This window comes from Arthrobacter mobilis, from assembly GCF_012395835.1.
Taxonomy (GTDB): Bacteria; Actinomycetota; Actinomycetes; order Actinomycetales; family Micrococcaceae; genus Crystallibacter; species Crystallibacter mobilis.
This window is the reverse complement of the sequence record NZ_JAAZSQ010000008.1, coordinates 146387-168661: the sequence shown is the minus strand read 5'-3', so window position 1 is coordinate 168661 and position 22275 is coordinate 146387. Positions and strand designations below refer to the sequence as shown.

The following is a 22275-nucleotide window of genomic DNA, read 5'->3' as shown; positions in this document are numbered from 1 at the left end:
TCACCGGCGCCGGCCTGGCCACGCTCGCCGGCGGCCTGCAGTCCCACCGCCCGGACCTGGTCGACGGCGTCGGCCTGATCGTGGGCATCGACCGGTTCATGTCCGAGGCCCGCGCCCTGACCAACTTCACCGGCAACGCCGTCGCCACCGTGCTGATCGGCACCTGGACGAAGGAAATCGACCGCGCCCGCGTCGATGAGGTGCTGGAGCGCCGCCTGCCCTTCGACGAGCAGACCATGGAAGCCGGCCACGGCCACGGTCCGGCCACCTCCGGCGGCACGGCGCCGGAAGGTGCCGTGGAAGGCGCGGACCAGGACGACCGGCTGGTTGCCGCGCGCTGAGACCGGCCGCAGCCGTCCGCACCCTGTGGAACCGCGCCGGCACGCCCCGCCCGGGGAGTGCCGGCGCGGTTCCGGCGTTCCGGCACCGGGGCGGGCCTTGTACTTCAACCTGAGCCTGAAGGCTCGCCGTCCCGCCGTCCGATATCCGCGGGATGCCCGCGCAGTGACTGTAATCTTGACTGGAAGAATAGCAGCCGCGCAACGATGGAAGCTGGGATAAAACGTGATCAGCGAACAGGGTTCGACCATTTTGCAGGAACCGGACGAGGCAGTGCTGGGACCTACTGGCCGTCCGCTGACGGAGTTCCCCGAGCCGCCCGTCCTGTCCTCCCACGGCCCCGCCCGCGTGATCGCGATGGTGAACCAGAAGGGCGGCGTCGGCAAGACCACCTCCACCATCAATCTCGGCGCCGCCCTGGCCGAGGCCGGCCGCCGGGTGCTGCTGGTGGACTTTGACCCCCAGGGCGCGTTGTCCGCAGGGCTGGGCACCAATCCGCACGAGCTGGAGATGACTGTCTACAACGTGCTGATGGACCGGAAGGCCGATATCCGCGAGGCCATCCTGAGCACCGAGTTCGAGAACATCGACCTGCTGCCTGCCAACATCGACCTCTCCGCCGCCGAGGTCCAGCTGGTCAACGAAGTAGCGCGCGAACAGGTGCTGGAGCGGGCCCTGCGCCGGGTTTCCGACGACTACGACGTCATCCTCATCGACTGCCAGCCGTCCCTGGGGCTGCTCACGGTCAATGCGCTGACCGCCGCCCACGGCGTCATCATCCCGCTGATCTGCGAATTCTTCGCCCTGCGCGCGGTAGCCCTGCTGGTCGAAACCATCGACAAGGTCCAGGACCGGCTGAACCCGGGCCTGCAGGTGGACGGCGTGCTGGCCACCATGTACGACGCCCGGACGCTGCACAGCCGCGAGGTCATCGGCCGGCTGGTCGAGGCGTTCGGGGACAAGGTCTTCCAGACTGTGATCAAGCGCACCATCAAGTTCGCCGACGCCACCGTCGCGGCCGAGCCGATTACCTCCTACGCCGCCAACCACTCCGGCGCGGAGGCCTACCGGCAACTGGCGCGCGAACTGATCAGCCGCGGCGGCGCTCCCTGATGAACGGGCCGGGGCCGGTGGCGGACCAGCCGCTGGAACCGGCCGCGCAGGCCCCGCAGGCATTGCCCCGGGGAAAACAGCGCAGCTTCGAAGTCACGCTGGACAATTTCAGCGGCCCGTTCGACCTGCTGCTGGGGCTGATTGCCAAGCATGAAATGGACATTACCGAGATCGCCCTGGCCAAGGTCACGGACGAGTTCATCTCCTACATCCGCAGGCTGCGCCGCGACGGCGAGTGGGCCTTGGACGAGGCCAGCGAATTCCTGGTGATGGCCGCCACGCTGCTGGATCTGAAGGCGGCGAAGCTGCTGCCGTCCGGGGAGGTGGAGAGCGAGGAGGATATCGCCCTGCTGGAGGCCCGGGACCTGCTTTTCGCCCGGCTACTGCAGTACAAGGCGTTCAAGGGCATTGCCGGGCTGCTGAGCCGCCAGCTGGCCGAGGAGGGGCAGCGCTATCCGCGCCAGGTGCCGCTCGAGCCGCAGTTCGCCGCCCTGCTGCCCGAACTTGTCTGGCGGACCTCCCCGCAGGATTTTGCCGCACTGGCTGCCAAGGCCCTGCAGCCGAAGCCTCCGGCGCCCACCGAGGTTGGCCTGTCCCACCTGCACGCGCCCAAGGTCAGCGTCCGGGAACAGGCCGGCATTATCGCCTCCCGGCTGCGCGCGGCCGGTCCGCAGACCTTCGGGGTGCTCACCGCGGACGCGGAGGGTACGCTCGTGGTGGTGGCACGTTTCCTGGCCCTGCTCGAACTGTTCCGCGCGGCAGTGGTGGCCTTCGACCAGCAGTCCCCGCTCGCGGAGCTGACGGTGCGCTGGACCGGCCCGGAATCCGCATGGAGCGCGGAGCGGCTGGGCGAGGAGTACGACAATGCCGAATACGACGATGCCGAATATGACGATGCCGAATATGACGAAGTGCCGGAAGGACACTGATGGCTGAGGACGCTTCACCGGCAGTGCCGGACGGCGCAGCGCCGGACCTGGAGAGCCTGCCCGGCGGGGTGAAGGCCGCGCTGGAAGCGGTGCTGATGGTCATCGACGAACCTGCCACCGAAGCTGAGCTCGCCGCCGCCCTCGGCGTGCCCGCGGAACAGGTACGGCAGCTGCTGCACCAGCTGCAGGCCGAGTACGACGGCGCCGGCGGGGCTTCCGGCGCAGACGGTGCGCCCCGAGGCTTCGAGCTGCGCAGCATTGCCGGGGGCTGGCGGATCTTCTCCCGCGGCGACTTTGCCCCGGTGGTGTCCCGGTTCGTCCGGGAAGACCGCACGGCCCGCCTGACCCAGGCTGCGCTGGAGACCTTGGCGGTCATCGCCTACCGCCAGCCGGTCCCGCGGGCGCGGATTTCGGCCATCCGCGGGGTGAACGTGGACTCGGTGGTACGGACCCTGCTGCAGCGCGGACTGATCGCCGAAGCCGGCACCGATCCGGAGTCCGGAGCAGTGCTGTACCGGACCACCTCTTATTTTCTGGAAAGATTAGGTATAGGAAGCATCTCCGAACTGCCCGAACTGGCCCCGCATTTGCCCGGGCTGGAACACTTGGGCGATCTTGATGACCTGGCCCGCTGAGGTCCAGGGACTTGGCCAGGGGGCTTCCTGAGCACCAGTACCTGCATTCGATACTAAGGATCCACGATGACACACGCGCCCCGCTCCGGTTCCGGCCGCAACAGCCCCCGCGGCGGCAACGGTCCGCGGAAGCCCGGAAAGGCCTTCGGAGCCCCGGCCGGCGGTGGCAGGCCGGGCAAGGCCGGTGGAAAGGACCAGGGCTTCAAGCCGGGCCAGCCGGGCAGGCCGGCAGCCGGCAAGGGGCAGCCTGGCGGGACCGGTGCAGGCAAGACGCAGTCCGGCAGGCCCGGGCCGGGTAAGGCACAGTCCGGCAGGCCGGCCGCCGGCAAGGGGCAGCCGGGCAGGGGCGCAGGTGCTGCCTCCGGTCCCCGGCCCTTCGGCCAGGAACGCTTTGGGCAGAACCTCGGTCCGGTGCGCAACCGTCCCCGCCCGGTGCGCAGCGGGCAGGGGGAGACCTCCGAGCTGCACAACCCGGAAGGGGTGCGCCTGCAGAAGGTGATGGCCTCGGCCGGGGTGGCTTCCCGCCGCGTCTGCGAGGAGCTGATCGAGGCCGGCCGGGTGGAAGTCGACGGCGTCGTCGTCCGCGAACTGGGCGTGCGCGTGGATCCGGCCCGCGCCGTCATCCACGTGGACGGGATCCGGATCCAGACCAACGAAGCTCTCAAGTACCTGGTGTTCAACAAGCCCAAGGGCGTGGTCTGCACGATGGAGGATCCCGAAGGGCGGCCCTGCATCAGCGACTACCTGAAGAAGCACCAGGGCGAGCGCCTCTTCCACGTGGGCCGGCTGGACCAGGCCACCGAGGGCCTGCTGCTGCTGACCAACGACGGCGAGCTGGCCAACCGGCTGACCCACCCCTCGTACGAGGTGCCCAAGACCTACCTGGTGCAGGTGCGCGGACCGATGGCGCACGGCATCGGCGCCCGGATGAAGCAGGGCATCGAGCTGGAGGACGGCCTCGCCACGGTGGATTCCTTCAAACTGGTGGACTCTACGCCCGGCCACGTGCTGGTGGAAGTGGTGCTGCACTCGGGCAAGAACCGGGTTGTCCGCCGCATGTTCGAGGCGGTGGGCCATCCGGTGGAGCGGCTGGTGCGCACCCAGATCGGCCCGATCGGCCTGGGAAACCAGCGTCAGGGCAGCATCCGGGCCCTGGGCCGCCAGGAAGTTGGCCACCTGCTGGCACTGGTGGGGATGTAGCCGTTGCCAGCGACACAACACCAGGCGCAACCTGTGGCGGAAGAGATGACCACCAACGCCAACAACCATGACACCCATCTGGCCGGGCCGGTGCTGGTGCTGGGCACCGGCCTGCTGGGCGCCAGCATCGGCCTGGGCCTGCGCGCCCGCGGCATCGAGGTGTTGCTGTCCGACCCGTCGCCGTCCGCCCAGGCAGTGGCCCAGGACATCGGCGCCGGACGCATCCTGCCGCCGGGCGGTGACGCCGCGCCGCAGCTGGTCGTCGTCGCTTCGCCGCCGGATGTGACCGCCCGCGTGGTTTCCACGGCCTTGCGGCAGTACCCGGACGCCGTCGTGGTCGACATTGCCAGCGTCAAGGTGTCGGTGATGGCCGAATTGCGCCGGGATGCTTCGCTGACCGACGCGGATCTGGCCCGGTACGTGGGGACCCACCCGATGGCCGGGCGGGAAAAGTCCGGTCCGGTGGCCGCCCGCGGCGAGCTGTTCACCTCCATGCCGTGGGTGCTGTGCCCGTCCGAGCTGTCCGCCCCGGCGGCGGTCAAGACCGCCCGCGAACTGGCCATCGACCTGGGCGCGCTGGTGTCCCGGATGTCCGCCGAGGAACACGACGAATCGGTGGCGCTGATCTCGCACCTGCCCCAGGTGATGTCCTCGCTGCTGGCCAGCCGGCTGCAGGACACCCCTGCGCATGCGCTGTCGCTCTCCGGCCAGGGGCTGCGGGACGTCACCCGCATCGCGGCCTCGGACCCGTCCCTGTGGGTGCAGATCCTGGGCGCCAACGCCCCCCGCCTGGTCAAGCACCTGTACGGGGTCCGCGAGGACCTGAACCGGCTGATCAACACCTTGGAGCATCCGGAGGCCGACGGCGCGCGGCTGGACCTGGCCCAGCTGATGAGCGAGGGCAACGCCGGCCAGGCGCGGATTCCGGGCAAGCACGGCGGCCCGCCGCAGTCCTTCGCCTGGCTGACGGTCCTGGTGGATGACAGGCCGGGGCAGATTGCCCGCCTGCTCACCGAGATCGGCGAGGAAGGCATCAACCTCGAGGACCTGCGCCTGGACCATTCGGCCGGACAGGACGTGGGCATGGTGGAGATTTCGGTCGTGCCGGGCAAGCGCCAGCAACTGGTCGACTACTTGAGCACGCATGGATGGAAGGTACTGCAATGACTCTGGCTGAAGTGGACATGTCGAGGTTCCGGTGGGGCAAGCCCCTGGTCGTCGCCATCGACGGCCCCTCCGGGTCGGGCAAATCCAGCGTCAGCCGGGAAACGGCCCGCCGCCTGCATGCGGCCTATCTGGACACCGGGGCCATGTACCGCGCGGTGACCTGGTACTGCCTGGCGGCCGGCGTGGACCTGCAGGACGCCGCCGCGATCGAGAACGCCTGCGAGGAAATGGTGCTGGCGATCAGCACCGACCCCGACCGCGAGCACGTGGCGGTGGGCGGGGAGGATGTCACCACCGCCATCCGCGAGCCGGAGATCTCCAAGGCCGTCAGCGCCGTGGCCACCACCTTGGGCGCCCGCGCCGAACTGATCCGCCGGCAGAAGCAGATCATTGCCGATTCCGGCCGCCGGATCGTCGCCGAGGGCCGGGACATCACCACCGTGGTGGCCCCGGATGCCGAGGTGCGCATCCTGCTGACTGCCAGCGAGGAATCCCGTCTGCGCCGCCGCGGCCTGCAGCTGGGCGGCACCCAAAGCGCGGCGGCCCTGGAGGAACAGGTGCTGACCCGCGACGCCCGGGACTCCACCGTCGTCAACTTCCACGAGGCCGCCGACGGCGTCTTCACCGTGGATTCCTCCGACCTGGACTTTGACGAAACGGTTGACGCGGTGCTGTCCGTCATCCGGCGAGCCACCCACTGACAGCCCCCGACCAGAAGGACATTCCCATGAGCGCGAACCGACCCGGCAATCCGGGCGAGGACACCCTCGGCGACGAGTACGAGCCGCAGACCGAGGACCACATCGCCGAACGGCTCCAGGAACTCAACGACGACGAGGCCGAGCAGCGTGCGGCCTCGCTGCGGGCCGGCCTGGCCGACTACGACCTGGACGAGGAGGACGCAGCCCTGCTGGCCGGAGGCTTCGAGGAGGCGGACGAGAATGCGCCGCTGAAGCTGGACCCTGTGCTGGCCATTGTGGGGCGGCCGAATGTGGGCAAGTCCACGCTGGTCAACCGCATCCTGGGCCGGCGCGAGGCGGTTGTGGAGGACACCCCCGGAGTCACCCGGGACCGGGTGAGCTATTCGGCGACCTGGAACGGGCGCAACTTCACCCTGGTGGACACCGGCGGCTGGGAGCACGACGCCAAGGGCATCCACGCCCGGGTGGCGGACCAGGCCGAGATCGCCGCGGACCTGGCCGACGCCGTGCTGTTCGTGGTGGATTCGAACGTCGGCGCCACGGCCACCGACGAGGCAGTGGTGCGGATGCTGCGGCGCAAGAAGAAGCCGGTGATCCTGGTGGCCAACAAGGTCGACGACATGGTGCAGGAGGCGGACGCCTACTCGCTGTGGTCGCTGGGCTTCGGCCAGCCCTACCCGGTGTCCGCGCTGCATGGGCGCGGCACTGCGGACATGCTTGACGCCGTGATGGACGTTTTGCCGGAGCATTCGGCCTACGGCGGGATCATCCCCACCGGCGGTCCGCGCCGTGTGGCGCTGCTCGGCCGGCCGAACGTGGGCAAGTCCTCGCTGCTGAACAAGCTGGCCGGCAGTGAGCGCGTGGTGGTGGACCCGCTGGCTGGAACCACCCGCGACCCGGTGGACGAGCTGATCGAACTGGGCGGGCGCACCTGGCGCTTCGTGGACACCGCCGGCATCCGCCGCCGCGTGCACCTGCAGCAGGGCGCTGACTTCTATGCCTCGCTGCGCACCCAGGCCGCGCTGGACAAGGCCGAAGTCGCCGTCGTCCTGCTGGCCGTGGACGAGGTCCTGAGCGAACAGGACGTGCGCATCCTGCAGCTGGCCATCGACTCCGGGCGGGCCCTGGTCCTGGCCTTCAACAAGTGGGACCTGCTCGACGACGAACGGCGCCGGTACCTGGAGCGCGAAATCGAACAGGACCTGGCGCACGTCGAGTGGGCTCCCCGGGTCAACCTGTCGGCCCGGACCGGCTGGCACAAGGACAAGCTGGTGCCGGCGCTGGACAAGGCGCTGGAATCCTGGGACAAGCGCATCCCCACCGGGCGCCTGAACGCGTTCCTGGGCGAACTGGTGGCCGCGCACCCGCATCCGGTGCGCGGCGGGAAGCAGCCGCGGATCCTCTTCGGCACGCAGGCTTCGAGCCGGCCGCCGAAGTTCGTGCTGTTCGCCAGCGGCTTCCTGGAGGCCGGCTACCGCCGCTTCATCATCCGCCGGCTGCGCGAGACCTTCGGCTTCGAAGGCACCCCGATCGAGATCAGCGTGCGGGTGCGCGAAAAGCGCCAGCGGAAGTAGTAGCACGGGCGAAACAGCCGACACACCGATGGGCGGGCCGATTTTCGAATCGGCCCGCCCATCGGCTATTGTTATCTAGTTGCTTCGGACGGCGGACCGCCGGCCCGGGGGACGGTTTCGGGTTGTGGCGCAGCTTGGTAGCGCACTTGACTGGGGGTCAAGGGGTCGCAGGTTCAAATCCTGTCAACCCGACGAAACACAGATCCGCTCCTTCGCCGGACTCCGGCGCGGAGCGGATTTTTTCGTCTCCGGCCGGTACTCCTTCCGTTGGCGGCAGCGCCACGGGGCGGGGGAGCCCGACGGCGGTGCCGGTCTCAGGGCAGCTGCGGGCTGCCGCCAGCTGCCTCGTCGCCGGGTTCGGCCGCCTGCCGGTCCTGCCCGCGCTCGTCGTGCATACTCTTCAGTTTGCGGCCGTTCCGCCGCCACATTATCCGGAACACGGCCATTGCGATGAACACCAGCACCGCGGCGATGGCCGAGTACATACTCCACGGGATGAACCACGCAGCTTCGGTGCCGAGCACCTGCCGGGCCTGCCGGGCGCCGCTGGATGTGTCCGAGGCGACGATCGCCGTCAGCAGGTTCGGCGCGGCCAGCAGGACGGCCGCGGCCAGGATCCCGGCCTTCAACGTCCGGCCGATACGACTCAAGTGCACCTGCCAGCCCATCAGCAGGGGCACCAGCGTGAAGGTGAAGCCGCAGAACATCCCGGCCAGGATGCCCGCGGCCAGATCCCGGCCCACGTGTGTGGCGATGACGGCGGCCCACCAGGGAGGCAGGACGGTGGACAGGACGGCGCCGGTGGCCACGGCGAGGACCAGCAGCAGGAGGGCCGCGGCGGCCCGGCCCGGCCAGGACACCGCGGCGCGTCCGGCCGGTTCCGCTGCCGCCGGACCAGCGGAGGCCGGTTCCGGATCTTCGCTGAAGCCCGCAGTCAAGCCCATGCGGCAATGATGGCAGATGCCGAGCGCTGCCGGAGGCGGTATGCCTATACTTTCACCGGTGGCGCGGACCACTGCCGCGGCCGGAAAGCTGCGGTCGAAGTAATGGCGCGAGAAAGGCCTCTGATGAGCAACGTCCCCGCAGATCTGCACTACACCGCCGAGCACGAATGGGTGGCCCCGACGGAGAAGGACGGAGTGGTCCGGGTCGGCATCACCGATTTCGCCCAGGATGCGCTCGGGGACGTCGTCTATGTGCAGATGCCCGAGAACGGCACCAGCATCGTGGCCAACGACGTGGTCGGCGAGGTGGAATCCACCAAGAGCGTCAGTGACATCTACGCGCCGGTCACCGGTGAAGTGGTGGCCCGCAACGAGGCGCTGGACTCCGACCCGGCCCTGATCAACTCCGATCCGTACGGTGACGGATGGCTCATTGAGATCCGGTTGGCCGAGGCCGACGCCATGGACACGCTGCTCAGTGCTTCCGAGTACGAACAGCAGGTAGGCTAGATTTACCGAGGCCGGAATTTTCCATCGGCCAGCCGGTTGCCGGCCGGCTGGCCGCCAAATCACGCTAATCCAAGGGGAGGACATTTTGATGGTGGGGTCAAAGCATAATGCAGCAGGCGGCGGGGACGCTGCCGCCTCCGAGCCTGTGCCGGAGACCACTTCCATCAGCCTGCCCCCTCGGGCGGCGGCTCCCTCCCGCAAGCCGCGGTTGTCCGCCGAAGAGGAAGCGGCTGTCGACGCGCTGCCGGCCGGATCCGCCCTGCTGATTGCCCACAGCGGGCCCAATATGGGCGCCCGCTTCCTGCTGGACCAGGATGTCACCACTGCCGGCCGCCACCCGGATGCGGACATCTTCCTGGACGACGTGACGGTGTCCCGCAAGCACGCGGAGTTCCGCCGCAACGCCGACGGCTTCATGGTGGTCGATTCCGGCAGCCTGAACGGGACGTACGTCAACAACGACCGGGTGGACAGCCTGCAGCTGCGCACCGGCAATGAGGTCCAGATCGGCAAGTTCCGCCTGACCTACTACGCGGGCACTGCCGTCCCCAAGGGGCAGGACTAGGCAGTGCCTGCCTCGCAACCGGCACGGCGCGCGCTGGGCACCGGACGGGAACCGCACCGTTCCGGTGTCCTGAACATCGGGGAGGTCCTGCAGGAACTCAGCGGCGACTTCCCCCAGATCAGCGCGTCGAAAATCAGGTTCCTGGAGGAGAAGGGCCTGATTTCGCCGCAGCGCACGCCGGCCGGCTACCGCAAGTACACCGGGCAGGATGTCGAACGGCTGCGCTTTGTGCTGGCCCTGCAGCGGGACCAGTACCTGCCGCTGAAGGTCATCAAGGACTACCTGGACGCGATTGACCGCGGCGAACGTCCGGAGGCACTGCCCGGGGGCATGACCCTGACACCGCGGGTGGTGTCCGAGCAGCTGTCCCGGGAGATTGCCGGGCGGGGCCGTACCTGGAGCCTGGCCGAACTGGGGGAGAAGGCCGGGGCGGGCCAGGAACTGATGGCGGACCTGCTCGGCTACGGCCTGCTGCACCAGCAGGACTCCGGCTACGACGAACACGCCCTCGGCGTGGTCAAGGCCTGCGTGGAGCTGCAGGCCCATGGCATAGAGCCCCGCCACCTGCGCAGTTTCCGGGCCGCCGCCGACCGGCAGATGGACCTGGTCGAAGGCGCCGTGGCACCGCTGGCCTCCCGCCGCGACGTCGCTTCCAAGGCGCGTGCGGCGGAGACGGCCAAGGAGATCAGCGGGATCTGCCTTAAGCTCCACAGCGCCTTGGTGAACGGCGATATCGCCAGACTGGACCGCTGATCGGAGGAGCCATGCTCGAAGTCGAGGTTGTGGGAGTGCGCATCGAACTGCCTTCCAACCAGCCGCTGGTCCTGCTGAAGGAAAAGGACGGCGAACGCCATATCCCGATCTGGATCGGCGCGCCGGAAGCCAGCGCGATCGCCTTCGCCCAGCAGGGCATCACCCCGCCCCGGCCGATGACGCACGACCTGCTGGTCGACGTCGTCCGCGAGCTGGGCCGGACAGTGACGGAGGTGCGGCTGGTCGAGGTGCGGGACACCGTTTTCTACGCCGAGCTGGTTTTCGACGGCGGCAATACCGTCAGCTCGCGCGCCTCGGATGCGCTGGCGGTCGCCCTGCGCGTACCGTGCCCCATTTACTGTGCCGAGGAAGTGATGGAGGACGCGGGGGTCAAGATCGCCGAGCCGGCTGAGGATGAGGACGCCGCGGGAGGCGAGGAGGAAAACGAGGAAAAGCAGCTGCGCCAGTTCCGCGAATTCCTGGCCGACGTCGAACCTGAGGATTTTGAGAAGTAGCGCCCGCAAAATAGGCGGATTTCCGCGCTTGTCAAGGTTTTGGCCGGGTCCGGGACCGACACACCGGGCGACACGCCGCATCCGAAAGTGCCAAGGTCTTTGACCCCGGGCGCCCTCCGTTCTAACGTCTAAGCATACAGTTCCCATTGCACCGGCAGTAATCTGAGAGCACACTTAGTTCAAACCGTGTTGATGCAGGCGGTGCTGATTTACCCCGGGGGAACTTCAACAAGGAGGGTTCACGTGAGTCCTAAAGGTGATGCTGGGAAGGCCACGCACGCCAGGAACCGGGGCGCAGCCGTACCGGCCAGCGCACAGGGATTGTTGTTCACCGAGGACCTTCCGGTGCTGGACGAGGATGCCGGCTACCGCGGCCCGACGGCCTGCAAGGCCGCCGGCATTACCTACCGCCAGCTGGACTACTGGGCCCGAACCGGGCTGGTCGAGCCCGCCGTCCGCGGAGCCTCCGGCTCCGGTACCCAGCGGCTCTACGGGTTCCGGGACATCCTGGTCCTGAAGGTGGTCAAGCGCCTGCTGGATACCGGGGTCTCGCTGCAGCAGATCCGCACCGCCGTGGAGCATCTGCGCGAGCGCGGCGTGGAGGACCTGGCCCAGATTACGCTGATGAGCGACGGCGCCAGCGTCTACGAGTGTACCTCCGCGGACGAAGTGATCGACCTGGTCCAGGGTGGCCAGGGGGTGTTCGGCATCGCCGTGGGCCGCGTCTGGCGCGAGGTCGAGGGCAGCCTGGCGCAGCTGCCGAGCGAGCATGCCGGGGAACAGGACTACCCCGAGGACGAACTCAGCCGCCGCCGCGCCGCCCGCCGGATCAGCTAGGGGCCGGGGCCCCGGCACGCCACAGCGTTCAGCGGCTGCCCCTTCCCGCGCAAGCCCGGGAAGGGGCAGCCGCTTTGCTTTGGCTGCCTGCGCTCTTCGCCGCGCTCAGCCTGCCGCAGGTTCGGCCAGGGGCGCAGCGGCGGAGGTGTTCGCGGGTGCGGCCCCGGTACCTGCCGTGCTGCCTGCCGCGGCCGGAGCCGGCGACCTGCGGTGCCGGCGCCGGCCGGAATCCGTGAAGTGCTTGAGCAGGTCGTCGAAGACGCCGGCCGCCTGGCGGGCAGCTTCCCCCGGCCACTGGTGGATGGCATGGGCAGCACCTTGGATCTGCTGCCAGTTGGCCTGTTCGGCGATGGCGGGTTCGAGCAGCAGGTCCCCGAACATGGCACGCATTTCAGCCATGCGGTACATGTGCTCGCTCGAGCCGGCACGCACCCGGTTGGCCACAACGCCGGCGGTCGCCAGTTCGGGGGCGAATTCCTCGCGGAACAGGTCCAGCGCGCGCATGGTCCGTTCGGTCCCGGCCACCGAGAACAGGCTCGGTTCGGCCACCAGCAGGACGCGGTTGCTGGCCATCCAGGCCATCCTGGTCAGCCCGTTCAGCGACGGCGGGCAATCGATGAGCACCAGCGCATAGCCCTCCACCTTGGAGAGCAGCTTTGCCAGGCGGCCCAGGTCGCGTCGCCGCAGGTCAGGCCGGTCGTAGATGCCGGTGTAGGCCGAGCCGACGGCCACATCCAGCACCTGCCGGCCGAGCGGGAGCTCCTGCCTGGCCGCGGCGGCGGCGACCCAGCCGCTGGAGGCGACGTTGGCTGCCAGATCGGCGCGGCGCACGTTCCTGAGCAGCTGGCCGATGTCGCTTTGGCGGGACGGCCGCACGCCCAGGCCTGTGGTGGCGTCGGCATGCGGATCCAGGTCGACGACCAGGGTGGGGATGCCTGCGGCCAGGGCTGCCGAGGCCAGCCCCAAGGTGACCGAGGTTTTGCCGACTCCGCCTTTAAGGCTGCTGATGCTCACTACTTGCACGTCTAAAACCGAAACCTCACCGTTCGCTGCCTGCCCCGCACGCTCGGCGCGGGGACGATCGGCAGCTCTCTTATGCTTGTCGGGACACTCTGCGTCCCCATCCATGATAGGTGGGCGGCCGGGGGTTGCCCGGCTTTGGTCAATGCGTGTGGGCAGATGGCGATTAAAGGCCGGCAATTAAGAACTGGCAATGAGGACTGGTAATAAGGCCGGTAATAAAGGACGGCGGCCGCAGTGATGTGTGCAACACTGGCTTGTCAGATGGCTCGGCCCTCACTGAGACTTGCAGCACAGGCTTAGCCATCATCCGCGACGACGCAGGAGCATCATGTTCTCGAAGATCCTTGTGGCCAACCGCGGCGAGATCGCCATCCGTGCCTTCCGCGCAGCGTACGAGCTGGGTGCGAAGACGGTGGCGGTGTTCCCGCACGAAGACCGCAATTCCATCCACCGGCAGAAGGCGGACGAAGCCTACCTGATCGGGGAGGAAGGCCATCCGGTGCGGGCCTACCTCGACGTGGACGAGATCGTGCGGGTGGCTCGGGAATCGGGAGCGGACGCGATCTATCCGGGGTACGGGTTCCTGTCCGAGAACCCGGACCTGGCCCGGGCCGCCGCGGCCGCCGGGATTACCTTCGTGGGCCCGCCGGCGGAGGTGCTGCAGCTGGCCGGGCACAAGGTGCACGCCCTGGAGGCGGCCCGGAAGGCCGGGATTCCGGTGCTGAAGTCCTCCGCGCCGTCCGCCGATGCGGAGCAGTTGCTGGCCGAGGCAGAGGAGATCGGCTTCCCGATCTTCGTCAAGGCAGTGGCCGGCGGCGGCGGCCGCGGCATGCGCCGGGTGGATACCCGCGAGGCGCTGCCGGAGGCGCTGGCCTCGGCGATGCGCGAGGCGGCAACCGCCTTCGGCGATCCGACGGTCTTCCTGGAACAGGCCGTGCTGCGGCCGCGGCACATCGAGGTGCAGATCCTGGCCGACGGCCAGGGCAACGTGATGCACCTGTTCGAACGCGACTGTTCGCTGCAGCGGCGCCACCAGAAGGTGATCGAGATCGCCCCGGCGCCGAACCTGGACGAGGGCATCCGCCAGGCGCTGTACCGGGACGCGGTCAAGTTCGCCAAGGAACTGGGCTATGTCAACGCCGGCACCGTCGAATTCCTGGTCGACACGGTCGGGGAGCGGGCCGGCCAGCACGTGTTCATCGAGATGAACCCGCGCATCCAGGTCGAGCATACGGTGACCGAGGAGATCACCGACGTGGACCTGGTCCAGGCCCAGCTGCGGATCGCCGCGGGGGAGTCCCTGGCAGACCTGGGCCTGAGCCAGGAGTCGGTCTCCATCAAGGGTGCGGCGCTGCAGTCGAGGATCACGACCGAGGATCCGGCCAACGGCTTCCGCCCCGACGTCGGGAAGATCACCGCCTACCGCTCCGCCGGCGGCGCCGGCGTGCGCCTGGACGGCGGCACCGTCTACACCGGCGCCGAGATCAGCCCGCACTTCGACTCCATGCTGGTCAAGCTCACCTGCCGGGGCCGGGACTACCGCACGGCCGTGGCCCGCGCCCGCCGGGCGCTGGCGGAGTTCCGCATCCGCGGCGTCTCCACCAACATCCCGTTCCTGCAGGCGGTGCTGGATGATCCGGAGTTCGTGGCGGGCAATGTTGCCACGAGCTTCATCGACGAACGCCCCGAACTGCTCAAGGCGCGGGTCTCCGCCGACCGCGGCACCAAGCTGCTGACCTACCTGGCGGACGTGACCGTGAACAAGCCCAACGGCAGGCCCCGGGTAGTGTCGGATCCGGCGGACAAGCTGCCGTCGGCGGTGCGCAATGCTTCGGCTGTGACCGGGGCGCTGGCCGTGGTCCCGGCCAGCGGTTCCCGGCAGCAGCTGCAGGAGCTGGGGCCGGAAGGCTTCGCCCGCGCGCTGCGCGAACGCACCGCGGTGGCCGTCACCGACACCACCTTCCGCGATGCGCACCAGTCGCTGCTGGCCACCCGGGTGCGCACCCGCGACCTGGTCGCCGCCGGGCCGGCGGTCTCGTCACTGATGCCGCAGCTGTTTTCGGTGGAGGCCTGGGGCGGAGCCACGTACGACGTCGCGCTGCGCTTCCTGGGTGAGGATCCGTGGGAGCGCCTGGCGGCGCTGCGCAAGGCGATCCCGAACATCTGCCTGCAGATGCTGCTGCGCGGGCGCAACACGGTCGGCTACACCCCGTACCCGGAGGATGTGACCACCGCCTTCGTCCAGGAGGCCGCGGCCACCGGCATCGACATCTTCCGCATCTTCGACGCGCTCAACGATGTGTCGCAGATGGAGCCGGCCATCCGCGCGGTGCGCGAGACCGGCACCGCCGTGGCCGAGGTGGCGCTGTGCTACACCGGGGACCTGCTCGACCCGGCCGAGACGCTCTACACCCTGGACTACTACCTGGACCTGGCGCAGCAGATCGTCGACGCCGGCGCCCACATCCTGGCCATCAAGGACATGGCCGGGCTGCTGCGCCCGGCCGCGGCCGCCAAGCTGGTCACGGCGCTGCGCGGGCGGTTCGACCTGCCCGTGCACCTGCACACCCACGACACCGCCGGCGGCCAGCTGGCCACCCTGCTGGCCGCCGTCGAGGCCGGCGTCGACGCCGTGGACGTGGCCAGCGCGGCGATGGCCGGCACCACCAGCCAGCCGCCGGCCTCGGCCCTGGTCGCGGCCCTGGCCCATACCGAACGGGACACCGGCCTGGACCTGGAAGCGGTGTCCTCGCTGGAACCGTACTGGGAAGCCGTGCGCCGGGTCTACGCGCCGTTCGAGTCCGGCCTGCCGGGCCCCACCGGCCGGGTCTACCTGCACGAAATCCCCGGCGGGCAGCTGTCCAACCTGCGCCAGCAGGCGATGGCGCTGGGCCTGGGCGAGCGGTTCGAGGACATCGAGAACATGTACGCGGCCGCCGACAGGATGCTCGGCCGGCTGGTCAAGGTCACCCCGTCCTCGAAGGTGGTCGGGGACCTGGCACTGGCCCTGGTCGGCTCCAATGTGGATCCGGCCGACTTCGCCGAGAACCCGCAGAACTACGACATCCCCGATTCGGTGATCGGCTTCCTTGGCGGCGAGCTGGGCACCCCGCCCGGCGGCTGGCCCGAACCCTTCCGCACCAAGGCGCTGCAGGGGCGGACGGTGAAGGTCCGCGACGCGGAGCTGAGCCCCGAGGACGCCGTCGCGCTCAAGGACGGTTCGGCCACCCGCCGCGCCACCCTGAACCGGCTGCTCTTCGCCGGGCCCGCGAAGGAGTTCGAGAAGACCCGCGAAACCTACGGGGACGTCTCGGTGCTGGACACCCGCGACTACCTCTACGGGCTGCAGCAGAACACCGAGCACACCATCCAGCTCGAACGCGGCGTGAAGCTGATCGCCAGGCTCGAAGCCATTTCCGAACCCGACGAGAAGGGCATGCGCACGGTGCTGTGCACGCTCAACGGCCAGCAGCGCAACGTCGCCGTCCGCGACCGCTCGGTCGAATCCGAGGTCAAGGTGGCCGAGAAGGCCGACCCGAACCAGCCCGGACACGTCGCCGCACCCTTCGCCGGCGCCGTGACCGTCACCGTGAAGGTCGGCGACACGGTCAAGGCCGGGGACACCGTGGCCACCATCGAGGCCATGAAGATGGAAGCGGCGATCACCACCCCCGTGGGCGGGACCATCTCGCGCCTGGCTGTCTCCGCCGTCGAGCAGGTCCAGGGCGGGGACCTGCTCGTGGTCGTCGGCCCGCTGCAGGAGCAATAGCTGCAGGAGCAATAGCCCACCAGTGTACCGGGGCGGCTTCGGCCGCCCCGGTACACTGGTGGGCTGTGACGTATTACGATCTGGCCATCATCGGCTCGGGCTCAGGCAACTCGCTGATCACCCCGTACTGGGACAACAAGAAGGTTGCCATCATCGATGGCGGTGTCTTCGGCGGCACCTGCCTGAACGCCGGCTGCATCCCCACCAAAATGTTCGTCTACCCGGCAGGGCTGGCCGCAGCCGCCGGCCAGGCCCGGCCGCTGGGCGTGGACCTGAACCTGGAGCAGGTGCGGTGGCAGCAGATGCGCGACCGGATCTTCGGCCGGATCGACGCCATCTCCGAGGCGGGCCGGCGCTACCGTGACGTGGAATTGGACCACGTCACGCTGTACCAGGATTATGCCCGCTTTACCGGGCCGAAGACGCTGCTCACGGCGGCCGGGGAAACCGTCGAGGCCGGGCAGGTGGTCATCGCCGCCGGTTCCCGGGCCGTGCTGCCGCAGGTGCCGGGCATCGACCTGCCCCAGGTACATACCTCCGACTCCGTGATGCGCATCGATGCGCTGCCGGAACGGGTGCTGGTGGTCGGCGGAGGCTTCGTCGCCGCGGAATTCGCCGCGGTGTTTTCCGGTTTTGGCGCCCGGGTCACCCAGGTCAACCGCTCCGCCCCGCTGCTCAAATCCGAGGATGCCCTGGTGTCCGAGCGCTTCACCGAGGCTGCGGCGCGTTCCTGGGACCTGAGGCTCGGTTGGAACCTGGCAGCCGTCGAGGAGCACGGTACCGGCGTGCGCGCGGTTTTCCACGTGGTGCCGGGCGCGGCTGCAGAGGCGTCCACCGGCACCATGTCGGTGGACGCCGACATCGTTCTGGTGGCCATCGGGCGGGTGCCGAACACCGGTTCGCTGGATCCAGCCGCGGCCGGCTTCGACCTGGAGCCGGACGGACGGCTTGCCGTCGACGGCTACCAGCGGGTGCTGGCCGGCGGCCAGCCGGTGGACGGAGTCTGGGCCCTTGGCGACATCAGCAACAGGTTCCAGCTTAAGCACGTGGCCAACCACGAGGCCCGCGTGGTGGCCCACAATCTCGAACATCCCGGCGCGCTGCGCCGCAGCGACCACCGCTTCGTCCCCGCCGCGGTCTTCACCCGGCCGCAGGTCGCCAGCGTGGGGCTGACCGAACAGGCGGCCCGCGCCGCGGACCCCGCCGGCGGCGCCGGGATTGCCACGGCTGTCCAGGCCTACGGCTCCACGGCGTACGGCTGGGCGATGGAGGACGGCGAAGGGTTCGTGAAGCTGGTGGCGGAGAAGGCCACCGGGCGCCTGCTGGGCGCGCACATTATGGGCCATGATGCCGCCACGCTCATCCAGCCGCTGATCCAGGCCATGGCCTTCGGACTGGACGTGCCCAGCATGGCGCGCGGCCAGTACTGGATCCACCCGGCGCTGACCGAGGTCGTGGAGAACGCGCTGCTGGCCCTGGATGTGGCCGGCTGAACCGTCAGCGCTGGGCCGGCTTCGGCACCGCGTAGATCTCGTCCACCACTCCGGCGTAGTCCTGCAGGACCTGGGCCCGCTTGATTTTCAGCGACGGGGTCAGATGGCCGGAGGCCTCGGTGAAGTCGGCCGGGACCACCCTGAAGGCCTTGATCGCCTCGGCCTGGGAGACGCTCTGGTTGGCCTCGTCCACCAGTGCCTGCAGCTCGGCCAGCACCGGCGCCAGCGTCGCCGCGTCCGCCACGCTGGTGCCGGCGGGCAGGCCGTGGCGCTCCAGCCACCCGGGCAGGGCCTCCTCGTCCAGGCTGATCAGGGCCGAGATGAAGGGCCGCTGGTCGCCGACCACCACGCACTGGGAGACCAGGGCGTTGGCCCGGATCCGGTCCTCCAGTATCGCCGGAACCACGTTCTTGCCGGCGGCGGTGACGATGATCTCCTTCTTGCGCCCGGTGATCCGCAGGAAGCCGTCCGCGTCCAGTTCGCCCAGGTCCCCGGTGCGGAGCCAGCCGTCCACGAACGCTTCGGCGGTCAGGTCCGGACGGTTGTAGTACCCGCGCAGCACGCAGACCCCCTTGACCAGGATCTCGCCGTCATCCGCGATCCGCACCGCATTGCCGGGCAGCGGGGCGCCGACAGTGCCGATCTTCACCAGCCGCGGAGTATTGACCGAGACCGGTGCGGTGGTTTCGGTCAGCCCGTAGCCCTCCAGAACCAGCAGGCCGATGCCGTGGAAGAAGTGGCCGAGGCGTTCCCCCAGGGGAGCGCCGCCGGAGACGGCATAGTGCACCTGCCCGCCCATAGCCTCGCGGATCTTGTGGAAGACGAGCTTATCGAAGAGCCGGTGCTTCCATGCCAGCAGGAACGGAACCTTGCCCGCCTGCGCGGCCTTGGACCAGGCGACGGCGGTGTCCGCGGCCGCATGGAAGATCCTGCCCTTGCCCGCGTCCTCGGCCTTGAGCATGGAGTTGTTGTAGACCTTCTCGAACACGCGCGGCACGGCCAGGATGAAGGACGGCCGGAAGCTCTGCAGATCCGGCAGCAGGTTCTTGACGTCCGGGGTATGCGCCACGGTGACTCCGCAGGCGACACAGAGCACCGAGATGAAGCGCGCGAAGACGTGGGCCAGCGGCAGGAACATGATGGTCCGCGCACCCTCGTGGGCCACTTCGGGCAGTGCCGCGCCGGCATTCAGGGCCAGCTCCACGAAATTCCCGTGCGTCAGTTCGCAGCCCTTGGGCCGTCCGGTGGTGCCGGAGGTGTAGATGATGGTGGCCAGGTCGTCGAGGCCGGCCTGCCGGCGCCGCCCGTCGAGGGCGTCATCCGCCACGCTCCGGCCCGCTTCGCGCAGGGCATCGAGGGTCTTGCCGTCCAGCTGCCAGACGTGCCGGAGCCCCTCCAGCCCCTCGCTGTGCGCCGCTTCCCGGATCCGCTGCTCGTGCGCCGGGCCGTCCGCGAAGGCCCCCGCCGCACCTGAATCGCCCAGGATCCAGGCCACCTGGGCAGGGGAGGAGGTTTCGTAGATCGGCACCGGCACGGCGCCGGCGAACCAGATGGCGAAATCGACCAGGCTCCACTCGTACCGGGTCCGGGCCATGATGCCGATACGGTCCCCGGCAGCAATGCCGCTGGCCACCAGCCCCTTGGCCAGAGCGGTGACGTCCGCGAGGAAGCCGCGGGCAGTGATGTCCTGCCAGGTACCCTCACCATCGCGGCGCGAGAACAGTGCCGGGTTCGACGCGAGCCCGGCCTGCCGGATGAGCAGGTCGGTGATGTTGGATGAGCGCTCGACATCAACCATGGGGGGTACGCTGTATTCGCGCACGGCAGCTCCTTCGGAATCGGCTCCGGCCCCTGCAGGGATTGCCCCTAGCGTATAGGCTAATCCGGCCCGGGGCCCCGGCGGCCGGCCAACGAATCGGTAACAAGGGTGGGGCGATGGACAGGGATTCTTGCCGCCGGCGCCGCCGGATACCGGCGGCACTGGACCGCCGGCGCGGCCGGCGGGGACCAGGCCGGACCGGGCTGGCCATCGGCGTGGACATCGGCGGCACCAAGGTGGCCGCCGGCGTCGTCGACGGGGCGGGGCAGGTGCTGGCCGAGGATACGCGCCCGACCCCGGGCGACAACCCGCGCGAAGTGGAGCGGGTGATCGCCGAGCTGGTCCGCGGCCTGGCGGACAGCTATCCGGCCGTTCCGGTGGGCGTCGGAGCCGCCGGCTGGCTGGACCTGGACGGCGGGACCGTGCTGTTCAGCCCGCACCTGGCCTGGCGCCATGAACCACTGCGCGCCAACCTCCAGGCGCTGCTGCAGCGCCCGGTGCTGGTGGCCAATGATGCCGACGCCGCGGCCTGGGCCGAATGGCGCTTCGGCGCCGGCCGCGGACAGCGCCGCCTGGTGTGCATCACCCTGGGCACCGGCATCGGCGGGGCCATCATCACCGACGGCCGCATCGAGCGCGGCAACTGGGGAGTGGCCGGGGAGTTCGGCCACCAGATCCTGGTACCTGGCGGCCACCGCTGCGAATGCGGCAACCGCGGCTGCTGGGAGCAGTACGCCTCCGGCAACGCCCTGGGCCGGGAGGCCCGCGAACTGGCGGCGGCGCACTCGCCCGTATCCCTGGAATGGCTCAGGGCCGCCGGCGGACAGGCACGGGACATTACCGGGGCGACGGTGACGCGGCTGGCGCTCGCCGGCCATGCGGCCAGCCGGGACCTGCTCGAGGACGCCGGCGAATGGCTCGGCATCGGGCTGGCGAACCTGGCAGCGGCGCTGGACCCGGGAATGTTCGTGATCGGCGGCGGGCTGTGCGAAGCGGGCAGCCTGCTGCTGGAACCGGCCAGGCACGCCTTTGCCCGGAACCTGACCGGGCGCGGCTTCCGCCCGGCGGCGCCCATCCGCCTCGCCGCACTTGGGCCGCGCGCCGGCCTGGTCGGCGCCGCGGACCTGTCCCGGCATGCTTCCTAGACCTTGGCGCCGTCGTCGTAGTCGTCCCGCTCCGAAGGCAGCCGGGAGATCAGGTAGCCGGCGCCGGCAATGACCAGGGCAATGATCCCGAGCACGACGGCCGTCGGGGCGCCGCGCCAGAACATGGCAATCAGCAGCAGTCCCAAGGGGCCGCCGGCAACGGCAAGCCACGACAGCACCACCAGCGGTTCCCCGGCACCCAGCGGCGCCGGTTCCGGCGGCACGAACGCGCCGTCGTCGTTCTCGGGGACCGTGTAGTCCCGGGGGCCGGCGGCGGCTCCCGGGCCGCTGTCGCTGCCGTTGTCACTGTCCGTGGACTCAAGCCGGGCGACCAGGTCCAGCCACTCGGCCTCGTCCCGCGACGGCTCACGGTCGCTCATGCCCGGTCCTCTCCGCGGCCCTGCGCTGCCTTTCCCTGCGCTGTTGCCTTTGCCTGGACCGCATGGCCATGGGCGGTCATGAACCCGGCCGTCCGGGCAAAAATGGTTTCGGCGTCATTGTCCAGTGTCGCCACGTGGTAACTGTCCGGCAGCGGCACCACCTCCACCAGGCTGCTGCCGATCCTGCTGCGGATCAGTTCCAGGCTGGATTCGGGCACCACATGGTCCACCGCGGAGCGGAAGACCAGGGTCGGGGCGGTGACCGCCGGCAACCGCCCCGCGGTATCGGCAATCAGCCGGGTCAGCTGGTGCACGGCGGCCACCGGGGTGCGCGGATAGGACTGCTCGTCCACGCCGGCCCGCTTGATGTCGTTGCCGATGGCCTTCACGCTGCGGACGGCGTACCGGAGCAGCCCGGCATAGCGGGCGGCGGGAGCGGTGGTCAGTGCCGGGTTGACGACGACGGCGCCGGCTACCGGCCGGTGTGAGGCCAGCCGCAGCGCCAGCGTCCCGCCCATGGACAGCCCGGCGGCAAAGACAGCCGCGCGCTCGCGGGCCAGTTCGTCCCAGGCCCGTTCGTAGGCGCCGTACCATTGCTGCCAGCTCGTGCGCGCGAGGTCCTGCCACCGGGTACCATGCCCGGGCAGCAGCGGCAGCGCCACGGTGAAGCCCTGTCCGGCCAGATAGTCGGCCCAGTCGCGGATGCTGTACGGGGAGCCGGTGAAGCCGTGCCCGAGCACGATGCCGATATCACCGTTGGGGCCGCTGCCGCGGCCCACGACCACGCTGCCGGGCTGGATCGATGTCATGCCTCTATCGTGTCATCCGGCGGCCCCGCCCGACTACGCCGTGCGCGTAACCTGC

Annotated in this window: 20 protein-coding genes, 1 tRNA gene and 1 pseudogene; 17 read left to right on the top strand and 5 right to left on the bottom strand. The window is 69.6% G+C overall.

The genetic code is table 11. The features are described 5' to 3' along the window. From HGG74_RS21580 to HGG74_RS10535, 9 genes and pseudogenes are all read left to right on the top strand, one after another. Positions 1–341 (top strand): annotated as a pseudogene (locus HGG74_RS21580) (C4-dicarboxylate transporter DctA); the annotation flags it as partial. A gap of 223 nt (positions 342–564) precedes the next feature. After that, positions 565–1452 carry a ParA family protein gene (locus tag HGG74_RS10570; protein WP_168486316.1) on the top strand — a complete coding sequence of 296 codons (888 nt, stop codon included), beginning with the start codon at positions 565–567 and terminating at the stop codon, positions 1450–1452. Continuing rightward, complete coding sequence (locus tag HGG74_RS10565) at positions 1452–2381, top strand: segregation and condensation protein A (protein WP_168486315.1); 930 nt, start codon at positions 1452–1454, stop codon at positions 2379–2381. The genes HGG74_RS10570 and HGG74_RS10565 overlap by 1 nt, the downstream gene beginning before the upstream one ends. Next, positions 2381–3016 (top strand): SMC-Scp complex subunit ScpB, encoded by a 636-nt coding sequence (scpB, locus tag HGG74_RS10560; protein WP_168486314.1) that lies wholly within the window; start codon positions 2381–2383, stop codon positions 3014–3016. The genes HGG74_RS10565 and scpB overlap by 1 nt, the downstream gene beginning before the upstream one ends. A gap of 66 nt (positions 3017–3082) precedes the next feature. Beyond that, positions 3083–4216 carry a pseudouridine synthase gene (locus HGG74_RS10555; RefSeq protein ID WP_168486313.1) on the top strand — a complete coding sequence of 378 codons (1134 nt, stop codon included), beginning with the start codon at positions 3083–3085 and terminating at the stop codon, positions 4214–4216. A 45-nt stretch (positions 4217–4261) separates the two neighbouring features. Next, positions 4262–5383, top strand: coding sequence for a prephenate dehydrogenase (locus tag HGG74_RS10550; protein ID WP_168486312.1), 1122 nt, complete (start codon positions 4262–4264; stop codon positions 5381–5383). Then, positions 5380–6084: a (d)CMP kinase gene (gene cmk, locus HGG74_RS10545; RefSeq protein ID WP_168486311.1), complete on the top strand. Its 705-nt coding sequence runs from the start codon at positions 5380–5382 to the stop codon at positions 6082–6084. The genes HGG74_RS10550 and cmk overlap by 4 nt, the downstream gene beginning before the upstream one ends. A 26-nt stretch (positions 6085–6110) precedes the next feature. Continuing rightward, complete coding sequence (gene der, locus HGG74_RS10540; RefSeq protein WP_168486310.1) at positions 6111–7658, top strand: ribosome biogenesis GTPase Der; 1548 nt, start codon at positions 6111–6113, stop codon at positions 7656–7658. 118 nt (positions 7659–7776) lie between these two features. Further along, a tRNA-Pro gene (locus HGG74_RS10535) sits at positions 7777–7850 on the top strand. A 122-nt stretch (positions 7851–7972) separates the two neighbouring features. On the opposite strand, the gene HGG74_RS10530 is transcribed toward HGG74_RS10535, so the two are convergent. After that, the gene (locus HGG74_RS10530; RefSeq protein WP_168486309.1) at positions 7973–8602 is read right to left on the bottom strand and encodes a hypothetical protein; all 630 of its coding nucleotides are present in this window, start codon (positions 8600–8602) and stop codon (positions 7973–7975) included. A 123-nt stretch (positions 8603–8725) separates the two neighbouring features. Here HGG74_RS10530 and gcvH point away from each other — a divergent pair, with 123 nt between their 5' ends. The 5 genes from gcvH to HGG74_RS10505 all read left to right on the top strand — a co-directional run bounded on the left by gcvH (position 8726) and on the right by HGG74_RS10505 (position 11782). Then, positions 8726–9112 carry a glycine cleavage system protein GcvH gene (gene gcvH, locus HGG74_RS10525; protein WP_168486308.1) on the top strand — a complete coding sequence of 129 codons (387 nt, stop codon included), beginning with the start codon at positions 8726–8728 and terminating at the stop codon, positions 9110–9112. 88 nt (positions 9113–9200) lie between these two features. Next, positions 9201–9677, top strand: a complete 477-nt coding sequence (locus HGG74_RS10520) for an FHA domain-containing protein (RefSeq protein WP_168486307.1) — start codon at positions 9201–9203, stop codon at positions 9675–9677. Positions 9678–9680: 3 nt separating this feature from the next. Then, on the top strand, positions 9681–10430 hold the full coding sequence (gene ftsR, locus HGG74_RS10515) for a transcriptional regulator FtsR (RefSeq protein WP_168486306.1): 750 nt from the start codon (positions 9681–9683) through the stop codon (positions 10428–10430). An 11-nt stretch (positions 10431–10441) separates the two neighbouring features. Then, positions 10442–10945 (top strand): bifunctional nuclease family protein, encoded by a 504-nt coding sequence (locus HGG74_RS10510; protein WP_168486305.1) that lies wholly within the window; start codon positions 10442–10444, stop codon positions 10943–10945. A 243-nt stretch (positions 10946–11188) separates the two neighbouring features. Continuing rightward, positions 11189–11782: a MerR family transcriptional regulator gene (locus HGG74_RS10505; RefSeq protein WP_168486304.1), complete on the top strand. Its 594-nt coding sequence runs from the start codon at positions 11189–11191 to the stop codon at positions 11780–11782. Between the two features lie 105 nt (positions 11783–11887). Here HGG74_RS10505 and HGG74_RS10500 read toward each other — a convergent pair whose 3' ends face one another. Further along, positions 11888–12805, bottom strand: a complete 918-nt coding sequence (locus tag HGG74_RS10500) for a ParA family protein (protein ID WP_168486303.1) — start codon at positions 12803–12805, stop codon at positions 11888–11890. 328 nt (positions 12806–13133) lie between these two features. Between HGG74_RS10500 and HGG74_RS10495 the strand changes: the two genes are divergently transcribed. Next, positions 13134–16574 carry a pyruvate carboxylase gene (locus HGG74_RS10495; RefSeq protein ID WP_168486302.1) on the top strand — a complete coding sequence of 1147 codons (3441 nt, stop codon included), beginning with the start codon at positions 13134–13136 and terminating at the stop codon, positions 16572–16574. Positions 16575–16639: 65 nt separating this feature from the next. Further along, entirely contained in the window at positions 16640–18067 is a 1428-nt protein-coding gene (locus tag HGG74_RS10490) for a mycothione reductase (RefSeq protein WP_168486301.1), read from the top strand. A gap of 4 nt (positions 18068–18071) precedes the next feature. Here the strand turns inward: HGG74_RS10490 and HGG74_RS10485 are convergent, their stop codons facing one another. Then, on the bottom strand, positions 18072–19889 hold the full coding sequence (locus tag HGG74_RS10485; protein ID WP_168486300.1) for an AMP-dependent synthetase/ligase: 1818 nt from the start codon (positions 19887–19889) through the stop codon (positions 18072–18074). 113 nt (positions 19890–20002) lie between these two features. On the opposite strand from HGG74_RS10485, the gene HGG74_RS10480 reads away from it, so the two are divergent. Next, positions 20003–21031, top strand: coding sequence for an ROK family protein (locus tag HGG74_RS10480; protein WP_168486299.1), 1029 nt, complete (start codon positions 20003–20005; stop codon positions 21029–21031). Here HGG74_RS10480 and HGG74_RS10475 read toward each other — a convergent pair. Together HGG74_RS10475 and HGG74_RS10470 are read right to left on the bottom strand one after the other, a co-directional pair. Then, positions 21028–21411 carry a hypothetical protein gene (locus HGG74_RS10475; RefSeq protein ID WP_168486298.1) on the bottom strand — a complete coding sequence of 128 codons (384 nt, stop codon included), beginning with the start codon at positions 21409–21411 and terminating at the stop codon, positions 21028–21030. The two genes, HGG74_RS10480 and HGG74_RS10475, sit on opposite strands and share 4 nt — an antisense overlap. Continuing rightward, a complete protein-coding gene (locus HGG74_RS10470; RefSeq protein WP_168486297.1) occupies positions 21408–22220 on the bottom strand; it encodes an alpha/beta hydrolase in 813 nt (270 codons plus the stop codon). The genes HGG74_RS10475 and HGG74_RS10470 overlap by 4 nt, the downstream gene beginning before the upstream one ends. Positions 22221–22275 lie beyond the last annotated feature (55 nt).

Coding starts and splice junctions, on each gene's coding strand:
- HGG74_RS10520 (WP_168486307.1), top strand. CDS start 9,201: ATGGTGGGGTCAAAGCATAATGCAGCAGGCGGCGGGGACGCTGCCGCC.
- HGG74_RS10565 (WP_168486315.1), top strand. CDS start 1,452: ATGAACGGGCCGGGGCCGGTGGCGGACCAGCCGCTGGAACCGGCCGCG.
- HGG74_RS10510 (WP_168486305.1), top strand. CDS start 10,442: ATGCTCGAAGTCGAGGTTGTGGGAGTGCGCATCGAACTGCCTTCCAAC.
- gcvH (WP_168486308.1), top strand. CDS start 8,726: ATGAGCAACGTCCCCGCAGATCTGCACTACACCGCCGAGCACGAATGG.
- der (WP_168486310.1), top strand. CDS start 6,111: ATGAGCGCGAACCGACCCGGCAATCCGGGCGAGGACACCCTCGGCGAC.
- HGG74_RS10480 (WP_168486299.1), top strand. CDS start 20,003: ATGGACAGGGATTCTTGCCGCCGGCGCCGCCGGATACCGGCGGCACTG.
- cmk (WP_168486311.1), top strand. CDS start 5,380: ATGACTCTGGCTGAAGTGGACATGTCGAGGTTCCGGTGGGGCAAGCCC.
- HGG74_RS10530 (WP_168486309.1), bottom strand. CDS start 8,602: ATGGGCTTGACTGCGGGCTTCAGCGAAGATCCGGAACCGGCCTCCGCT.
- HGG74_RS10555 (WP_168486313.1), top strand. CDS start 3,083: ATGACACACGCGCCCCGCTCCGGTTCCGGCCGCAACAGCCCCCGCGGC.
- HGG74_RS10550 (WP_168486312.1), top strand. CDS start 4,262: ATGACCACCAACGCCAACAACCATGACACCCATCTGGCCGGGCCGGTG.
- HGG74_RS10475 (WP_168486298.1), bottom strand. CDS start 21,411: ATGAGCGACCGTGAGCCGTCGCGGGACGAGGCCGAGTGGCTGGACCTG.
- HGG74_RS10470 (WP_168486297.1), bottom strand. CDS start 22,220: ATGACATCGATCCAGCCCGGCAGCGTGGTCGTGGGCCGCGGCAGCGGC.
- scpB (WP_168486314.1), top strand. CDS start 2,381: ATGGCTGAGGACGCTTCACCGGCAGTGCCGGACGGCGCAGCGCCGGAC.
- HGG74_RS10495 (WP_168486302.1), top strand. CDS start 13,134: ATGTTCTCGAAGATCCTTGTGGCCAACCGCGGCGAGATCGCCATCCGT.